The sequence below is a fragment of the Algoriphagus vanfongensis DSM 17529 genome (genome assembly GCF_000429465.1).
Classification (GTDB): domain Bacteria; phylum Bacteroidota; class Bacteroidia; order Cytophagales; family Cyclobacteriaceae; genus Algoriphagus; species Algoriphagus vanfongensis.
Window position 1 is genome coordinate 69,852 of sequence record NZ_AUBX01000017.1, and the last position, 15,454, is coordinate 85,305.

Here is a 15,454-nt window from a genome sequence, read left to right on the forward strand (position 1 = left end):
TTTTTTGATGCGTGGATTTTTTGCCAAAGTTCCTATATTAAAAGGTAATATTTTTACTTATGAAAGTTTTGGTAGTAGATGATGACGCAGTTCATCTGTTGATCCTCAAGAAAATTTTTGAAAAGTCTGAGGACGAAGTCGTATTAGCACATAATGGGGTAGAGGCATTGGAGCTCTTGGAGCGTGATACTTCATTTCAGATCATCTTGACAGATATCATGATGCCGGAGATGGATGGAGTAGAGCTACTGCTCAAAGTGAAGACCAGCTTGCGAACTATGAGAATTCCGGTGATTGGCTTTACTTCCGGCGATGTGGAATTTTACAGGAAAAAGACTCAAATCCCATTTGACTCCTTGGTGCCTAAGCCACTAGATTTTTGGGATTTGCATGAGCTGGCTAAGAGAAAGGCGATCGCTCTGATGAATTGAGTGTGAATAGGTGGCAGGAGTTTTGCTAATTTTTTCGAAATCGCTTCGTTACTAAATTCTAACCAACTATAACAACACTATGAAAAAACTGTCGCTGATTATTCTCGCCTTGTGTCTGAGTATTCCTGTCTTTTCCCAGAATGGCATCGGGATCAAAGCTGGCCTCAGCAGTACCAAAATCGATTTTGACAACGAGGATTTTGTGCCTTCCGACGCCCAAACGGGGTATCATATCGGTCTTTTTGGACGATTTGGAGGTGCTGGGTTCTTTGTCCAGCCCGAGATGCTTTTCACCCAGACAAAAGGAGAGTTTGCCTATGTACCGGGAGATGTATCCGGTGGCTCTGCGCCTGAAAACTACGAAGCGACATTCAACCGTTTAGATATTCCGGTCATGGTAGGTTTTCGCTTTTTCAAAGTTCTCAGACTAATGGCAGGACCGATAGCCAGTGTGAATATCAATTCCAAGCTCGAGGATGCTGTGGATACAGTGGATGAGGCTGATTTCAAAGGAGCTACTTTTGGCTACCAAGCAGGATTGGGTGTCGACATCGGAAATCTGTCTGTGGAGGGAAAATACGAAGGAGGCTTGAGTAAAGTGACAGATAATATTGGCTCCTACAATACAGACAACCGGCTTAACCAATGGGTGCTTTCGGTAGGGTTCAGACTATTCTAAACAAAAATGGCTGTCACTAATGACAGCCCTTTTTGTTTAATATACCTGCAAGTCCAACAGAATAAAATGACTTCTGAATAAGCTTAGAAGATCCGGTCATGGAAACTTCAGTCATCGGACATCCAAACTCACTATCACAGGAAGAAAGCTGGGGGGTGCAGATGCGGATAGTCACCTTGTTTTATTTCTCCATTACTTTTAGTTCTGGATTTGCCCATTGATGAATTTGCTCCAGCTCGACCACATAGACGCTCCTGCCATGGGTGCCGATTACCAAGTCGTTTTCCTGCTTTTGAATCACCATATCGTAGATGGCTACATTGGGGATTTCTCCCTGGAATAGATTCCAGTGGCTGCCTCCATCGATAGTCACATAGAGTCCATGATCTGTGCCCAGATACAAGATATTTGCGTTTGTGGCATCTTCTAAAATGATGTTGGTAGATTCATCAGGAAGATTTCCTTTGATCGATGTCCAGGTTTTTCCATAATCAGAGCTTTTGTAAACATAGGTGTTGAACTCATCATAGCGATATCCATTCAAAGTGATGTAAACCTCTCCCTCTACATGTTTGGATGGCGCAATGGAGCTTACCCAACGATCTTCCGGGAGTCCTGCGTTCAATGATTCCCAGCTTCCACCATTGTTTCTTGTAATCCAGACATTGCCGTCGTCCGAGCCAGCATAGATAGTCCCAAACTCAAAAGGTGATTCTTCTACCACTGTAAGTGTAGCGAAAGGTACATTTCCACTCTTTTCATTCTTGGTCAGGTCAGGTGAGATCGTTGTCCATGTGCTTCCCTGATCCAAACTTTGATACACGTATTGGGAACCCATGTAAATGATGTCCTGATTGTGATGGCTGAGACGAGCCGGTGTTCTCCAATTCCATCTATTAGGCTCTTTGCCGATGTCATGCCCAGGTGTTATGCCCTTGCGATCTCCGGTTTCCTTGTTGATTCTGAAATAGTTTCCAAACTGAAATCCAGTGTAGACGATATTGTTGTCTCGTGTATCCACCGCTACGACCATGCCATCGCCTCCCATCAGGGACTCCCAAGGATCTGCCGGATCATTGGCTGAGCTGCCAAACCAAACCCCATTATCCTGCATGCCACCATAGATATTGTATGGAGCAGCATTATCGGTGATGATGGAGTAAAACTGGGAAATAGGCATTTGGGTGTTCAAATGGTCCCAGCGAGAACCCCCTCCATAACTTCTATAGAGACCCCCATCATTACCCAAAAGGATATGTTTGCCATCATTTGGATTGATCCACATGGATTGGTGATCAGAGTGTGGACGGCCGATGGAGTCTGTTCTTGAAAAGTTTTTACCACCGTCTCTAGAAACCAAAAGCGGTACACCCAATACGAAAATTTCATCTTCATTTTGTGTGTTTACCCGGATCTCACCAAAGTAGTAGCCGTAGGTATTGTAAAGTCTGCTGATATCTGATTCGGAGACTTTCGTCCAAGACTTACCAGCGTCTTCTGAGCGATAGACTTCTGCTCCGACTACCGATCCATTGAAAAGGGCTTCGTTGGCATTTTCCAAATCCCCGTTGTAGTTGGCGATTTGAGTGGTGTTGATCTTGCCAGTTTTGAGCTGCCTTTTGATTTCAGCAGCTGTGTATTTGCTGGCAAATTGATTTCTTCTTAGGAAGGAATTCAAGCGGTCGTCTTCCAGCCCCATTGCATCTGCTACTGAGAGATCTTTGAAATCTTCAAATTTTAAAGGATTTTCCTCTTGCTGGCCTCTGCGTCGGAACCCAGAAGAAGAGCTTCCCTCGCTTGGTTTTTGACTATCGTGTAGGGCGTATACTACATCGGGATTGCTCTGTGCGAAATCAAACCCGATTCTTCCTACAAATTCATCTTGCGGAAATCCACTTACGGCTTTTTTCCAGTTCTTCCCTCCATCCTCAGATCTCCAGATGGCGGAACCTTTTCCATTTCCGATGAAATCATGAGCCTGTCTAAATCTCTCCCAGGTAGACGCCAAGAGAATGTCCGGATTTTCCGGATGAACTTTGATGTCAATGACCCCGGTATTATCATCCACGTAGAGGACTTTTTTCCAGGATTTTCCTCCGTCAGTCGTCATGAAAAGCCCGCGCTCTTTGTTTTTTGAATAAAGTCCGCCCATAGCTCCAACCCACACGATATCCGGATTGGTTGGGTGAATCTGAATCTGTCCAATGTGATGTGTGTTGGGAAGGCCCATAAATTCCCAGGTCTTGCCGGCATCGGTGGATTTGTAAACCCCCGACCCTGCGTAGGTGGATCGGCTGGAGTTGTTTTCGCCGGTTCCTACCCAAAGAATAGAATTGTCAGATGGAGAAAGAGCCATGTCACCGATCCCCAGAGCGCTTTGCCCATCAAAAATCGGAGTGAAGGATTGACCGTTGTCCTCAGTTTTCCAGACACCCCCAGAGGCAGCAGCGATATAAAAGGTATTTGGATTTTGGGCTACTTCTATATCCACGATCCTGCCCGACATATTGGTAGGTCCCACGTTTTTGGCTTTGAAATCTACCAAAGGGCTTGAGGCAAGTAGTTGATTGTGTTTTTCGACAGATTCTAGCAGTGCTTTTTCGGAAGTGGCTTTGATGCTTTGGGCTTGCAGATTTCCTAAGGAAAAAAGACCTGCCGCAGCCAAAATCAGGTAAGTAGAGCGTTTGTTCATAAGTGATGGATTGATGAGAAGTGGAATATAACCAATAGCGGGCAAATCTGGATGGAAATGCCCGCTGGGAGGATGCAAGTATAGAAGAATGGTTTAATCGACTGGAACTATCCGGGTTTTGTAGATGACAGAGTAGTCGTTTTCGGCTGATTCAAAGTCCAACGAAAACCAGATTTCATCTTTTGAGACAAACTTACTCAACTGACCCAAAAGCTCAGGTTTTTCTATGATGGGGCTGATGTATCTGCCATCAAAAACGATGTAGCCACCGGTATTTAGTTTTTCTGCTTCTCCCCAGATCTTATTGATGTCTCCTCCAACTGCCTCCATAGATTGATTATACTCCTCCTTGCTTAGACCGGAGAGGTAATCAATTAGAAACTCATTGTCTTCTGTCAAATTTAGACTATTGATAGTTCCTAGAAATAGATCTTCAAGATTGAAACTGTTTTCTACTGTGTTACCTGTTGGTGTTGATTCCAAAAAAGTGGGCAGAGGGATGGTTTTTACGTTTTTAGGAGCTGAAAGATCTTCCAATGAATAGCTGAAAACTTTAGGCTCATTTTTGAAAGTCAGATGAAGGGAGTCATCCTGAATTTGCCACAGCGGATAAAAGAAGAAATTATTATACGCGAGTTCTGAGCTTGAGAATTTTGACTCTTTGGGTATAGGCAGGACTGGTGTGAACTCTCCTGTTTCCAGATCCACCCTCTCCAGCAGGGTGGCGTTTTGCTGGTATTCTATTCCCTGTCGTCCGTACTCATCCGAATATCTCCCTCCATAATTAGTATATCCTTGGCCATCTTTTAGGGTAAGGCTATTCCCAGATGAAATGATTAAACTTGGAAGGTACTTGAATTCAGGATTGATTTGTCTTTCGAAAGTTCCATCCAGAGAATATTGGAAAATCCCGGATGTGGCGGGAATCAGAAAATTGGAGTTATCCATAAAAACCGCTTTTCCGTACCGTCCATCGTTGTAATTTCCTGGCCCTTCGCCTGACTTTTGAAATTGATAGAGAATGCTTCCAGATTTATCAGTGACGAAGATTGAATCGGAACTTTGATCGTACAGCAGAAAAGACTCCAGATTTGGACTGATATCCATCAAGACCAGATTTCCCAGATAATCTACAACCAAGGAATCGTAGATTTCAAATTTGAGATTTTGCTCTGAAAGGGGAGTGCTGGATTTTGCCTGTTCCGAATCTGATTTTCCGCAGGAGAAAAGTGTGAGACTGCAAAGTATTAGTCCAAGGTAGTTTTTCATTTCTGTACCAGTTTTAGTTTGTAAAAAGTGAGATAATCCTGCTCTTCGCCGATGTATTCATCGTTTCGGAGGGCATAAAATGGTTTAGCTAATGATTCAATATTCAGAATCTGGTCAATTGTATTTGGAATGATTATTTCATTGGACCAAATAGAATCGGTATTCATGAACTTCAAAATATGCCTTTGGAATTCACCATATTTGGGGAAGTTTTTGGGGAATTTTAATTCATTCTGAGTAAAAATCTCTTCGCTAATTCCTTCGGTGTATGTGACAAAAATTCCGTCATGGCGAGGATAGAATCCTGAAATCCGAGCATCGAGCATGCGATTCATGGAAATGTACTCATAAGCCTTCGTATGCTCTCCGTTGTCATAGAAAACTGAAGGAGAAAAAGTAATAGTTTTGATGTACCTGACTCCGTCTGACAAATCGTAGCTATGAATTAATGGCTCATTATTCAATACCAGATAGAGAATATTGTCTTCTATACCAAATCGCAAATGAGCTCTTTCATAATAGGTGTCAGTGGAATATCGAGAAGTATTGGGCAGCTTTACGATTGGTTCTGCTTCGCCTGTCGTGAGGTTTAGTTTTTCTAATAGAAAATGATCTCTAAAGAAAAAAGGGTCATATTGATTTGCTCCATCACGCCCAGGGTACCATGCGATGATGTGGTTGTTCCACGGTTCAAAGTTTCGGCCGAATGACATACCATCATTTGATATAGATAAAAAAGGCATGTCTATTTGTTTTTTAAGCGTAAGGTCAGAATTGAATTCATAAAGCCAGCTTAAGAAGCTCATCCCAAATAATTTTCCCGATTCGTCATATCGAAGGGTTGTGGGATATACTACCGCTCCTGGACCTTCATGCGGATATGATTGCTGATTTAGGATTTTTCCAGTTTCATCAAACTCAACTATACTATTTATTTTAAAGTCAAAAATTGCCCCCTTACCATTTCGGAACTCACCACCATCTACACTTCCCAAATGATCAACTTGGATCGAATCCACTATTACCAACTCCCATTCGTTTGAGTTGCTTTTTGAAGAGTCGGAATTGGGAGAGGAGCAGGATAAAAATGTCAGTATAATCCCGATTGCTAAAAAGTAGCTTTGTTTCATTCTTGTGTCAGTTTGTATTTGTAAACTCTCAAAAAGTCCTCTTCAACTTCTGGATTGGGCTTTTTTTGAAAATAGAGGTATTGCTCATCTGCTGTAAATCCACCTGTTTGGGTGGGTTCTGGGAAATTTATTTTTCCTAGGTATTCGAGGGTTTGGATATCATAGATCAAGATACCCGGAGGTGTTTCCTTTTCGAGCCTTTCATAAAAAGCTTCCGCTTCTTCTTCTTCTCCTGCCATCCATAGCTTTTCCGCTTCTTCCATTTTTATAGGGTCTATACCTGGATTGTACAAAACAAGCAGTTTGTTCTCTAGAACGAATATGTTTCGGATTGCAGCTTTGCCTCCATTGATAGAATAGCTTCCCTTCGAAAGCTCTTGCCGATCCACTCCCTCGATCGGAAATAAATTGGGGATATCCAGTGAAATCGCGGTGTCTAGTACTGCCTCAGTCGGTGAAAAATCATAAATCCACACCTTGGGTTCCCCGCCATGGGAGAGGTAAAGCTTCCCATTATTTTCTGCAAAGGCTGGGAGATAGTCACTTTGGATGTAGCCTTTTCCATTGAGAAACATACTTCCTTCCTCAAAAGGACCGAAGTCCTGGGCCTCGCCTGTCTCCAAGTTGACCAGTTCCACAGCTTTGTGGGTGTCGTAGAATTTCTGCTCCCCGGCATAGGTGTCGCGAGTTCGGATAGAGCCCATCAGCAGATAAGGAGTTCCGTCAAACTGAACAAGTTTAGAGGTCTTTCCAGTCATTGACATAAAAGCGGCTCCGCCCATATCTTCAGGATGCTTGATTTTTTTGAGCATTTCGCCTTGCTGAGTGTAGATGAAAACTCCATTCATCCCAACCTGAATGAGTTTGTCATTTTCATAAATCACAGGAAGGTCGATCATAAAGCCGTAAGAATCTGGGGTATCACCTTGTTTGGAGAGGGTGTCAAGAATTTCTCCGGTACCATTTGAGATGATAATTTTTCGGGAAGGATAATCGAAAAAGGCCAAGCGGTTTCCATTTGGATTGACAGATGCTAAAATTGGCGACCCCAAGAAATCAAGATCCAGTGAATCGCGGAGCTCAAACTGGATGATGGAGGGAGTAGTTTCCTGTTTTTCTTCCGGAGCACTACAGGCGCAAAAAAATAGAAGGAGAATAGCAAAGCAGGAAAAAGTAGTTTTCATACAAGAAGGCAATAGTTGGAAGAAGAAATATAGTGATCCAACTGAAACAATAAAAAAAAACTCAGCCGAAATGACTGAGTTTTTGATGTTTATCCTAGCAGATTGCCGTCTTCGTCCCACTCTGCGATTTTGGAGCGGTTTTCGGCCGTCGGATAGAGATCCTTGTATTTTTCTGGATTTGCGAGTCCGTGCTTATCCAAAACTTCCTGCGGTACGCCATCCCACTGATTGGGGGTGTTGCCACGGTAGTCCAAGTATTTCCAGCCTGCTTCGGTAGAAAAATATCCCGAGCAAACCATGTTTCTTACCAAGTTAAACCAACGCACACCACCTTCATATTCAGGTGCAGCCTTGTCAGGCCAGGCTACCAAATCCACGATTTCCATGACTTGATCTTTGGATAGATCATTGAAAAGCTTGCCGAATTTCTCGTCAGCTTCAAAATCCAGCCACATCAATCCTCCTCTCATACGAGTTTGATTGCCCGGCTGATCCACCATCATGAAGTCGATGAAATCTGTCACTTTCAGCTCGGTAGCTGCCGGAGACTCGCTGTCAGCAGGACAAATGATATCTGCCAGTGTATCCAGTTTTTTTCGTTCTTCTTCTGTGAAAAATTTCTCAGAAAGCAACTTGGCATCCCGGATTTTCTCCTCTTCAGTCCTGCCGCCGATCGTGCCGCCTGAGGCAATGGGAGTCTGAGCGATCTGAGTCTGCTCAGGCTCGCATCCGGTCATCAACAAGCCCGCTCCAATAGAGCCTGTAAAGAGTAGTTTGAGATTTTCTCTTCTGTTCATGGCTTAGATGTTTTTTTGTTTCAATTGCTCGACTATGTAATCTGAGGTTCTCCAGGACAAGGCCAAAATGGTCCAAGTTGGGTTTTTATCTGCTTGAGAGACAAATGAACCTGCATCCACTACAAATAGATTTTTACAGTCATGTGCCTGACAGTTGGAGTTCAGGACAGATCCTTTTGGACTGCTCCCCATACGGGTGGTACCTACTTCGTGAATAATTCGACCCGGTGCATGCAATCCATAATTTGATTCAGGACCTGGCTTAGATCCCAAAAGGATAGCCCCTGCATTGGTCAAGATTTCCTCAAAGGTATCATGCATGTGCTTGGCTTGCTTGAGTTCCTGGTCAGTCCAGTTGTAGTTGAATCTCAAAACAGGAATACCATATTTATCGACCGTTCCATTAGGATCGATCTCACAGTAGTTTTCGTAGCGAGGTACGCTTTCTCCACGACCTGACATACCCAAGGTCGATCCATAGATACGTTTGATGTCTTTTTTCAAACCTTCCCCATAGCCACCATTTGGACTTGGGTTGCCAAACTCATCCTTGAGGTATTTTCTCATGGTGTCCATGCCGCCGCCAGCGCCATAAGATGGCTGGCCCATACCACCCCAATACTCGATGTGGTATCCTCTGGCAAAGTCTAGTTTCTTATTGTCTAGCCACCACGGAGTGTACATGTGCATGCCGCCTACACCGTCTTCATTGTAGCGCTCACGCTCGAAAAGATCAGGAATGATTCCCATACGATCCGCACCGGTGGAGTCATGTAGATATCTCCCCAAGGCTCCTGAGTCCGCACCGATTCCATTTGGATGGGTGGTGGACTTTGAGTTCATCATGATACGGGCAGACTCACAGGCAGAAGCACCTAAGACCACGACTCGGGATCTCAGCTTGTATTCTTTCATATCGATTTTGGATACGAAAGAAACACCAGTTGCTTTCCCAGCTGCGTCAGTGGTGACTTTTCTTACCATTGAATGAGTGAAAAGATCCACCTTGCCTTTTTTCATCGCTGGGTGTACGAGACAGGTTCCAGCGGAGAAATCCGCATAGGCCATACATGCTCTGTTACATTGGGCACAGAAGAAACAAGATCCACGCTCATTGTTGATCGGTCTGGTCAGCATAGAAAGACGACCTGGGATCATCGGCATACCAGCCTTGTCAGCTCCTTTTTTGAGGAAAAGCTCATGCAGTCGAGGCTTGGGAGGAGGAAGGAAAAATCCATCCGGCTCATTGTAGATTCCTTCTTTGGAACCAAACACCCCGATCAGTTTATCCACTTTATCGTAATACGGCTTCAGATCCTCGTAGCCGATAGGCCAGTCAGTTCCCAAACCGTCTATACTTGCTCTTTTGAAGTCATTGGGACCGAATCTCAGGGAAATTCTTCCCCAGTGATTGGTACGGCCGCCGACCATTCTGGATCGGAACCAGTCGAATTTGGTTCCGTCTTTATGGGTATAGGGTTCTCCTTCGATATCCCAGCCGCCGATAGCCTGGTCAAAATCGCCAAAAGGTCTGATTCTGGTGCCGGCGCCTCTTCTTGGAGATTCCCATGGTGGCCTCAATTGCGTCCTGTCCTCGTCCTTTGCTGGGTCGAAGTCTCCGCCCGCCTCAACTACAGCTACAGAAAGGCCAGCTTCGGAAAGGATCTTGGAGGCCATTCCTCCACCTGCTCCAGATCCTACGATGATCACATCGTAATTGTCAGGAGTTTCTTTGATCTGAAAACTCATTTCCAAAATTTTTTAATGAAGTTCAAAATTTAAAACAAAAAAAAAGTTGAAAGAAAATAAAAGTGTCCAAAAGCAAAAAATCATGGCGAATGGAGTGGAATTGAGCTAATTTAAAATCATTAAAAATTATAAGGTGAATTTTACTTAGATAGAATGAGTTTCAGTACCAAAATTGGGAAGAATCAACTCTTCCCTTTGGGATTATAACCTTTCGAAAACATGAATTCTTTAAAGCCTTGATTATTAAAAGCAGGACCCCCAACCTGCATTAATTGAGCCTGAGGTTTAGAGTTTATTTCAATAACCTTAAGCCCATTTGTAGTGAATGCTAGATCCAAGCCTGCAAATTCTATAAAGTCTAAAGCATCCACTATTTTTTGGATATCTGCTTTCGTTTTATCCCAGTTTGGGACAGTTATACCTTCAATTAATGCTTCTGATTCCATATGTCTGTCATACCATCCAATATGGGAAGGATTGACATAAGAACAAGCCTTTGAAAATCTTCCTGATTTTAAATCTATGCTACATGCAAGGCCTCCCCTGGAAATATTATCCACGGATTTGGTGAGTGAGTTCCCAAACCTATGAGCGATCATCAGAATCTCATTTTTTCCTGTTTTATTTTTAAAAAAAACCACCCTGAAAGTGTTCAGTGAGCCTGAATGAATAGCCTTGATATAGGCTTCATTTTCCAAATAATTATTGATTACATGGTCTCCTTTTTTAATTTTTTGAATCCCTTCGAGCAAATTTTCTCTTCCGACTATTAAGATGTTTTTGCCGCCATAATCGGAAGCAGGTTTGATAATGATTTTATCATGTACTTCAAGAGCGTTCTTCAAAAGGTCTTCCGAATTGCTTTGTAAGGTGTTTCCTCCTCTGGTAAATTTTGGGACTCCCTTAGAAACAAAAGCAAAAAAATCAGGTAGGAATTCGGGCATCCCTTGGAGAATAATTGGCAAGAATGCTTTATTGTCTATCAGTTGGGAAGTTACTCCATTTAGATGATTAAGAATTTTATAATCCCTTTGATTCAGAAATGCATCAAATCCAAATCTATCGAAATCGTAAATAATGGAATCACTGGGGTAAAACCCATTTTCAATAAGCAGTTTTTCGTTTTTACTTTTTAATCCTGTGTAATGATCATAGCGATGCCAATTCTTGTAATGCTTATGCCGGTTCCAAGAGACCAGTAATTTTCTGACCAAGTTTTTGAGTGACATTTTTAGAAAGTTTTATAGTGGCCAAAATTTAGCTAAAATCACTTTTGAATATTAAAAATTGAATTTCATCATTAAATTTGGTATTTATATACCAATGATTCAAAAATTTTTAACACTCTAGATATACCATGAATAATAAGGTTTTGGTGAATTTTTGTCCAACAGGGATGATCCCTCAAAAGGGTCAAACTCCTTTTGTTCCTATTTCACCTCAAGAAATTATTGAACAAACCCATGAGGCCTATGAATTGGGAATTACCATTGCCCATCTTCATGCAAGAGAAAAGAATGGTGTACCCACGTATAAAAAATCTATTTACCAAGAGATTTTTGAAGGGGTAAGGAAATACTGCCCGGATTTGATCATTTGTGGGAGTACCTCTGGTAGAAATTTTCCGGAATTTGAAAAAAGGTCAGAAGTAATTGAGTTAAAACCTGATATGTGTTCACTGACTCTTTCTTCACTTAACTTTTTGAGACAGGCGTCTGTCAATGCCCCTGAGATGATTATTTCTCTCGCGGAAAAAATGAATTCCTATGGAGTAGTTCCAGAATTAGAAGCCTTTGATTTAGGAATGATAAACTATGGGAACTACTTAATAAAAAAGAAGGTGATCCAAGGGCCTATTTATTGGAATTTGCTGTTTGGTAATATCGCTGGATACCAGGCAAGCCTAGCTCATATTGGTCAAGCCATTCAAGAAATATCTCAAGACAATTGGATCACTCTTGCTGGTCTGGGAGAGTATCAATTGCAAGTTAATTCAATAGCCATTGCAATGGGTTATGGTGTGAGAATAGGGTTGGAGGATAATATTTATTGGGATTCAAAAAAATCAAGACTTTGTTCCAATGTAGAATTGGTAAAACGAATTCATGATTTAATTGAAATGAATGGGAAAGAATTTCTGAAACCTAAAGAAATGGGGGAATTGGGGTTCTATAATTCAAACAGACTTGCAGCAAAATCGCAGGTCTTACAGTCCAATTAAATTCAGGCAATGAATTCCCAGCAAGGACAACAGCCTCCGGGCTCAAATACACCTCTTGTCAGTGTCTGTGTACCCACTTTCCAACATGAAGATTTTATCGCTGAATGTCTTGAAAGTATTATTTCCCAGAAAACGGATTTTCCATTCGAAATCCTTGTAGGTGAGGATGCCAGTACTGATAAAACTCGGGAAATTGTTACTGAGTTTGCTGAAAAATACCCCATGAAAATCCGACTCTTTTTAAGGAAGGAAGAAGAGAAGGCAATCATGTATGGACGTAGGGCGGGCAGATTCAATCATTTAGGTCTCTATAAAGATGCCCTGGGTAAATATATCTGTATATGTGATGGAGATGATTATTGGTTAGATCCTTATAAACTTCAAAAGCAGGTAGAACTATTGGAGGAAAATGGCGATTGCTCTATTTGTATTACCAATACAGTTCTCGATCAACAACCCGGAAAAAAACCACCTGGAGTTCCAGAAGGTTTCAAAATTTTCAACAAAGGAGATTTGAAAAAATCTTTTTACATGGGGCATATCTCCAGTTGGATGATTCGAAATAGAATGGATGAATTATTGAAAAATCCAATAGTCCAAAAGCCAATCCCCTTGGATCAGGTACTTTTTTCTTTTTACAAAAAGAAAGGAAACCTCATTTATTTGCCTGATACCACAAGCTTTTATCGCTATAATCCAAATGGCTTATACTTAAGTAAGTCTAAGAAAAAGAACCATCAGGCACAACTTAGGAACAATTGGTTTTTGTTTCGGTACATTCATCATGATCCTGTTCTTTTCACGCGGTCTGTTGTCTATTCCTTGAAAAGATTTTACGCTAATTTTCTCTTAAAATAAGATTTTCGATAGCAGTTATCTCACCTATGAAAGAAGACAAAATGATACTTTTGGGCCATAGTGACGGCGGAGTTGCAGTGGTCATGGATTTAGCCTCTGAGCTTTTGGGTATCAATCAATATGATATTGTGAAGAATGTTGATAGACCTGACTGCGTCATTTCAAGCAGATATTCCGCCTCTCATTTTTTTGAAAAGGAATATATGTTTTCCCAAAATCTGATTTTACCTGTACAGTTTGGAGTTCATCATTCAAATGTCAAGTATTTACTTTATCATTTTTTTAGAAAAACACATGGCATTGGCAATACTAGGTACGCGGATATAATTCATTCCAGTACTACCTATTTTGGTCCAAGTTCTGTCCATGCAGGGGGAATTTTGATAGAACCCATGGCTCTAGTATCATCGATGTGCCAAATAGGGTTTGGGGTTACAATTAAAAGATCGGCTTCTGTTGGTCACCATGCAGTTCTTGGTGATTTTGTAAATATCAATCCAGGAGCTGTTTTGTCAGGTTTTGTGAATATTGGAATGGGGACAGAAATAGGGACAGGGGTAACTATATCAAATAATGTCAGTGTCGGGAAAAGATGCCTAATTGGGGCTGGAAGCGTAGTTACTAGGGATATTCCAGATGGAGTAATCGCCTATGGAAACCCCTGTAAAGTTATTCGTGAGAATGAAAGATGGAATGGAGTAGTACTTGAACCTGATTTTTCATTAGGATGAATGTTCTATTAACAAGTGTAGGTAGAAGAAACTACCTCGTGGACTATTTTAAAGAAGCGGTTTTGCCTTATAATGGAAAGGTCTATGCTGTCAATAGCCACTCGAATTCACCTGCTCTTTATGTAGCAGATGGTATGGATATAGCACCTCCTATTATTTCTGAGGATTATATTCCTTTCCTGAAACAGTTCTGTTTAGAAAGAGAGATTCAGCTAATTGTTCCACTTCTTGATTTAGAGTTGCCTGTATTGGCTAGAGCAAAAGAGGAGTTTTTAGAATTAGGTATTTATGTTTTTGTATCCAGCCTTGAGTTAGCTCTTCTTTCCAATGATAAATTCAAAACTTATCAGTTCCTGGAAGAGTTTGGATTTCAGACCGTTCCACTGTTTTTATCTCAGGGGCAGTTTTATGCGGCAAAATTAGCAGGCTCCATTGATTTTCCAGTAGTGATAAAACCCAGATGGGGGATGGGATCTATTGGTGTCTATGTTGCCGAAAATGAGGAAGAACTCAGTTTTTATTATAATAAACTTAGAAAGGAAGTTGAAAGCTCTATTCTAAGGTTTGAAAGTAGCCAAGATATTGAAGGGGCTATTTTGATCATGGAAAAATTGTCCGGCGAAGAATATATGCTGGATATCATCAACGATTTAGAAGGGAATCACCAAACAACAGTAGTCAATAGAAAAATCCTAAGAAAAGGAGGGGAGACAGAAGGTGCTGAGACTGTTGATAATCCTCAATTGAGAATATTAGGTAGAAGAATAGCTTCATTGACGCGACATTCCTTCGTGATTGATGCGGATGTTTTTGTCAATGAAGGTGGGATTTTTGTGTTGGAATTTAATCCAAGGTTTAGTGGGGGATATCCATTTTCACACCTTTCTGGAGTTCATTTGCCAAAGGCAATGATTAAGTGGTTGAAACAAGAAAATTTTGATCCTAAAGAGTTTCTAAGTCCTACAATAGGAACTGTTTCCTTAAAAGGTATATCCATGATTTCTGCAAACAAAAAGGAAACTCAAAGGTTGGACTCAATAAAAGGCCAAACTGTTTTGTAGACAATTTTATGTCCCTCCTCCGTAGGATGGATGCCATCTGGCAAATTTAAATCTGGATCTCCGGCCACTCCTTCCAGCAGAAAAGGAATCAAAGTTACCTCTTTTTCTTGAGCTACCTTGGGGTAAATTTCCTTGAATTCGTCGGTGTATTCCTGCCCCATATTGGGCGGAATCTGCATGCCTGCCAAGATGATTTTGGTATCTGGGAATTTCGCTCTGACCTTATCGATGATTTTCTCCAAGTTGCTTTTGGTCTCGCTGAGCTGGATTCCTCTAAGACCGTCGTTTCCGCCCAGTTCCAAAACAAAAATTTCCGGCTGCTCTTCCAGAAACCAATCCAGCCGACTCAAACCGCCGGCGGTAGTTTCCCCACTTAGTCCGCCATTGATGACCCGGTAGTCAAGTCCGAGACTGTCGATCTTGTCCTGAATCAATCCAGAAAATGAAACTTCCTGATCGATCCCGTATCCAGCCGTCAGACTGTTGCCAAAGAAAAGAATTGTTTGCTTTTTCTCTGTGGAGGATTCTACTTCTGAATGGGTTTCTACTTGAGCGCTTTCTTCCTTCTTGGATTCAGAGCAGGAGAAAGTGAGGATTCCAATCAGAACTAATAAGAGGGATATGGATATTCGAGCCTTGTTCATAGTTTGAG

General features: G+C 41.7%; 14 protein-coding genes. 6 read left to right on the forward strand and 8 right to left on the reverse strand.

From position 1 onward, the window contains the following. The first annotated feature begins 59 nt into the window (after nt 1-59). Together G460_RS0117500 and G460_RS0117505 are read left to right on the forward strand one after the other, a co-directional pair. Nucleotides 60-431 carry a response regulator gene (locus G460_RS0117500; RefSeq protein ID WP_026956578.1) on the forward strand — a complete coding sequence of 124 codons (372 nt, stop codon included), beginning with the start codon at nt 60-62 and terminating at the stop codon, nt 429-431. Between the two features lie 79 nt (nt 432-510). Continuing rightward, the gene (locus G460_RS0117505) at nt 511-1,110 is read left to right on the forward strand and encodes a porin family protein (protein WP_026956579.1); all 600 of its coding nucleotides are present in this window, start codon (nt 511-513) and stop codon (nt 1,108-1,110) included. Nucleotides 1,111-1,291: 181 nt separating this feature from the next. Here the strand turns inward: G460_RS0117505 and G460_RS22080 are convergent, their stop codons facing one another. The 7 genes from G460_RS22080 to G460_RS0117540 all read right to left on the reverse strand — a co-directional run bounded on the left by G460_RS22080 (nt 1,292) and on the right by G460_RS0117540 (nt 11,160). Next, nucleotides 1,292-3,802, reverse strand: coding sequence for a WD40/YVTN/BNR-like repeat-containing protein (locus G460_RS22080; RefSeq protein WP_051316097.1), 2,511 nt, complete (start codon nt 3,800-3,802; stop codon nt 1,292-1,294). A gap of 93 nt (nt 3,803-3,895) precedes the next feature. Further along, complete coding sequence (locus G460_RS0117515; RefSeq protein WP_026956580.1) at nt 3,896-5,071, reverse strand: hypothetical protein; 1,176 nt, start codon at nt 5,069-5,071, stop codon at nt 3,896-3,898. Then, nucleotides 5,068-6,201, reverse strand: coding sequence for a hypothetical protein (locus G460_RS0117520; protein WP_026956581.1), 1,134 nt, complete (start codon nt 6,199-6,201; stop codon nt 5,068-5,070). The genes G460_RS0117515 and G460_RS0117520 overlap by 4 nt, the downstream gene beginning before the upstream one ends. Then, nucleotides 6,198-7,385 carry a hypothetical protein gene (locus G460_RS0117525; protein ID WP_035464649.1) on the reverse strand — a complete coding sequence of 396 codons (1,188 nt, stop codon included), beginning with the start codon at nt 7,383-7,385 and terminating at the stop codon, nt 6,198-6,200. Before G460_RS0117525 ends, G460_RS0117520 begins: the two co-directional genes overlap by 4 nt. 89 nt (nt 7,386-7,474) lie before the next feature. Continuing rightward, nucleotides 7,475-8,182: a gluconate 2-dehydrogenase subunit 3 family protein gene (locus tag G460_RS0117530; protein WP_026956583.1), complete on the reverse strand. Its 708-nt coding sequence runs from the start codon at nt 8,180-8,182 to the stop codon at nt 7,475-7,477. Nucleotides 8,183-8,185: 3 nt separating this feature from the next. Next, nucleotides 8,186-9,931, reverse strand: a complete 1,746-nt coding sequence (locus tag G460_RS0117535; RefSeq protein WP_026956584.1) for a GMC family oxidoreductase — start codon at nt 9,929-9,931, stop codon at nt 8,186-8,188. Between the two features lie 182 nt (nt 9,932-10,113). Further along, nucleotides 10,114-11,160 (reverse strand): sugar-transfer associated ATP-grasp domain-containing protein, encoded by a 1,047-nt coding sequence (locus tag G460_RS0117540; protein WP_026956585.1) that lies wholly within the window; start codon nt 11,158-11,160, stop codon nt 10,114-10,116. A gap of 128 nt (nt 11,161-11,288) precedes the next feature. On the opposite strand from G460_RS0117540, the gene G460_RS22085 reads away from it, so the two are divergent. The 4 genes from G460_RS22085 to G460_RS22100 are packed head-to-tail and all read left to right on the forward strand — an operon-like array spanning nt 11,289 to nt 14,802. Beyond that, a complete protein-coding gene (locus tag G460_RS22085; protein WP_051316098.1) occupies nt 11,289-12,152 on the forward strand; it encodes a beta-keto acid cleavage family enzyme in 864 nt (287 codons plus the stop codon). 9 nt (nt 12,153-12,161) lie between these two features. Continuing rightward, the gene (locus G460_RS22740; RefSeq protein WP_051316099.1) at nt 12,162-13,010 is read left to right on the forward strand and encodes a glycosyltransferase family 2 protein; all 849 of its coding nucleotides are present in this window, start codon (nt 12,162-12,164) and stop codon (nt 13,008-13,010) included. A gap of 26 nt (nt 13,011-13,036) precedes the next feature. After that, nucleotides 13,037-13,741 (forward strand): LbetaH domain-containing protein, encoded by a 705-nt coding sequence (locus G460_RS22745; RefSeq protein ID WP_051316100.1) that lies wholly within the window; start codon nt 13,037-13,039, stop codon nt 13,739-13,741. Beyond that, nucleotides 13,738-14,802 (forward strand): ATP-grasp domain-containing protein, encoded by a 1,065-nt coding sequence (locus tag G460_RS22100; RefSeq protein ID WP_051316101.1) that lies wholly within the window; start codon nt 13,738-13,740, stop codon nt 14,800-14,802. The genes G460_RS22745 and G460_RS22100 overlap by 4 nt, the downstream gene beginning before the upstream one ends. Here G460_RS22100 and G460_RS0117565 read toward each other — a convergent pair. Continuing rightward, nucleotides 14,763-15,446 carry an arylesterase gene (locus G460_RS0117565; RefSeq protein WP_035464715.1) on the reverse strand — a complete coding sequence of 228 codons (684 nt, stop codon included), beginning with the start codon at nt 15,444-15,446 and terminating at the stop codon, nt 14,763-14,765. The two genes, G460_RS22100 and G460_RS0117565, sit on opposite strands and share 40 nt — an antisense overlap. Nucleotides 15,447-15,454 lie beyond the last annotated feature (8 nt).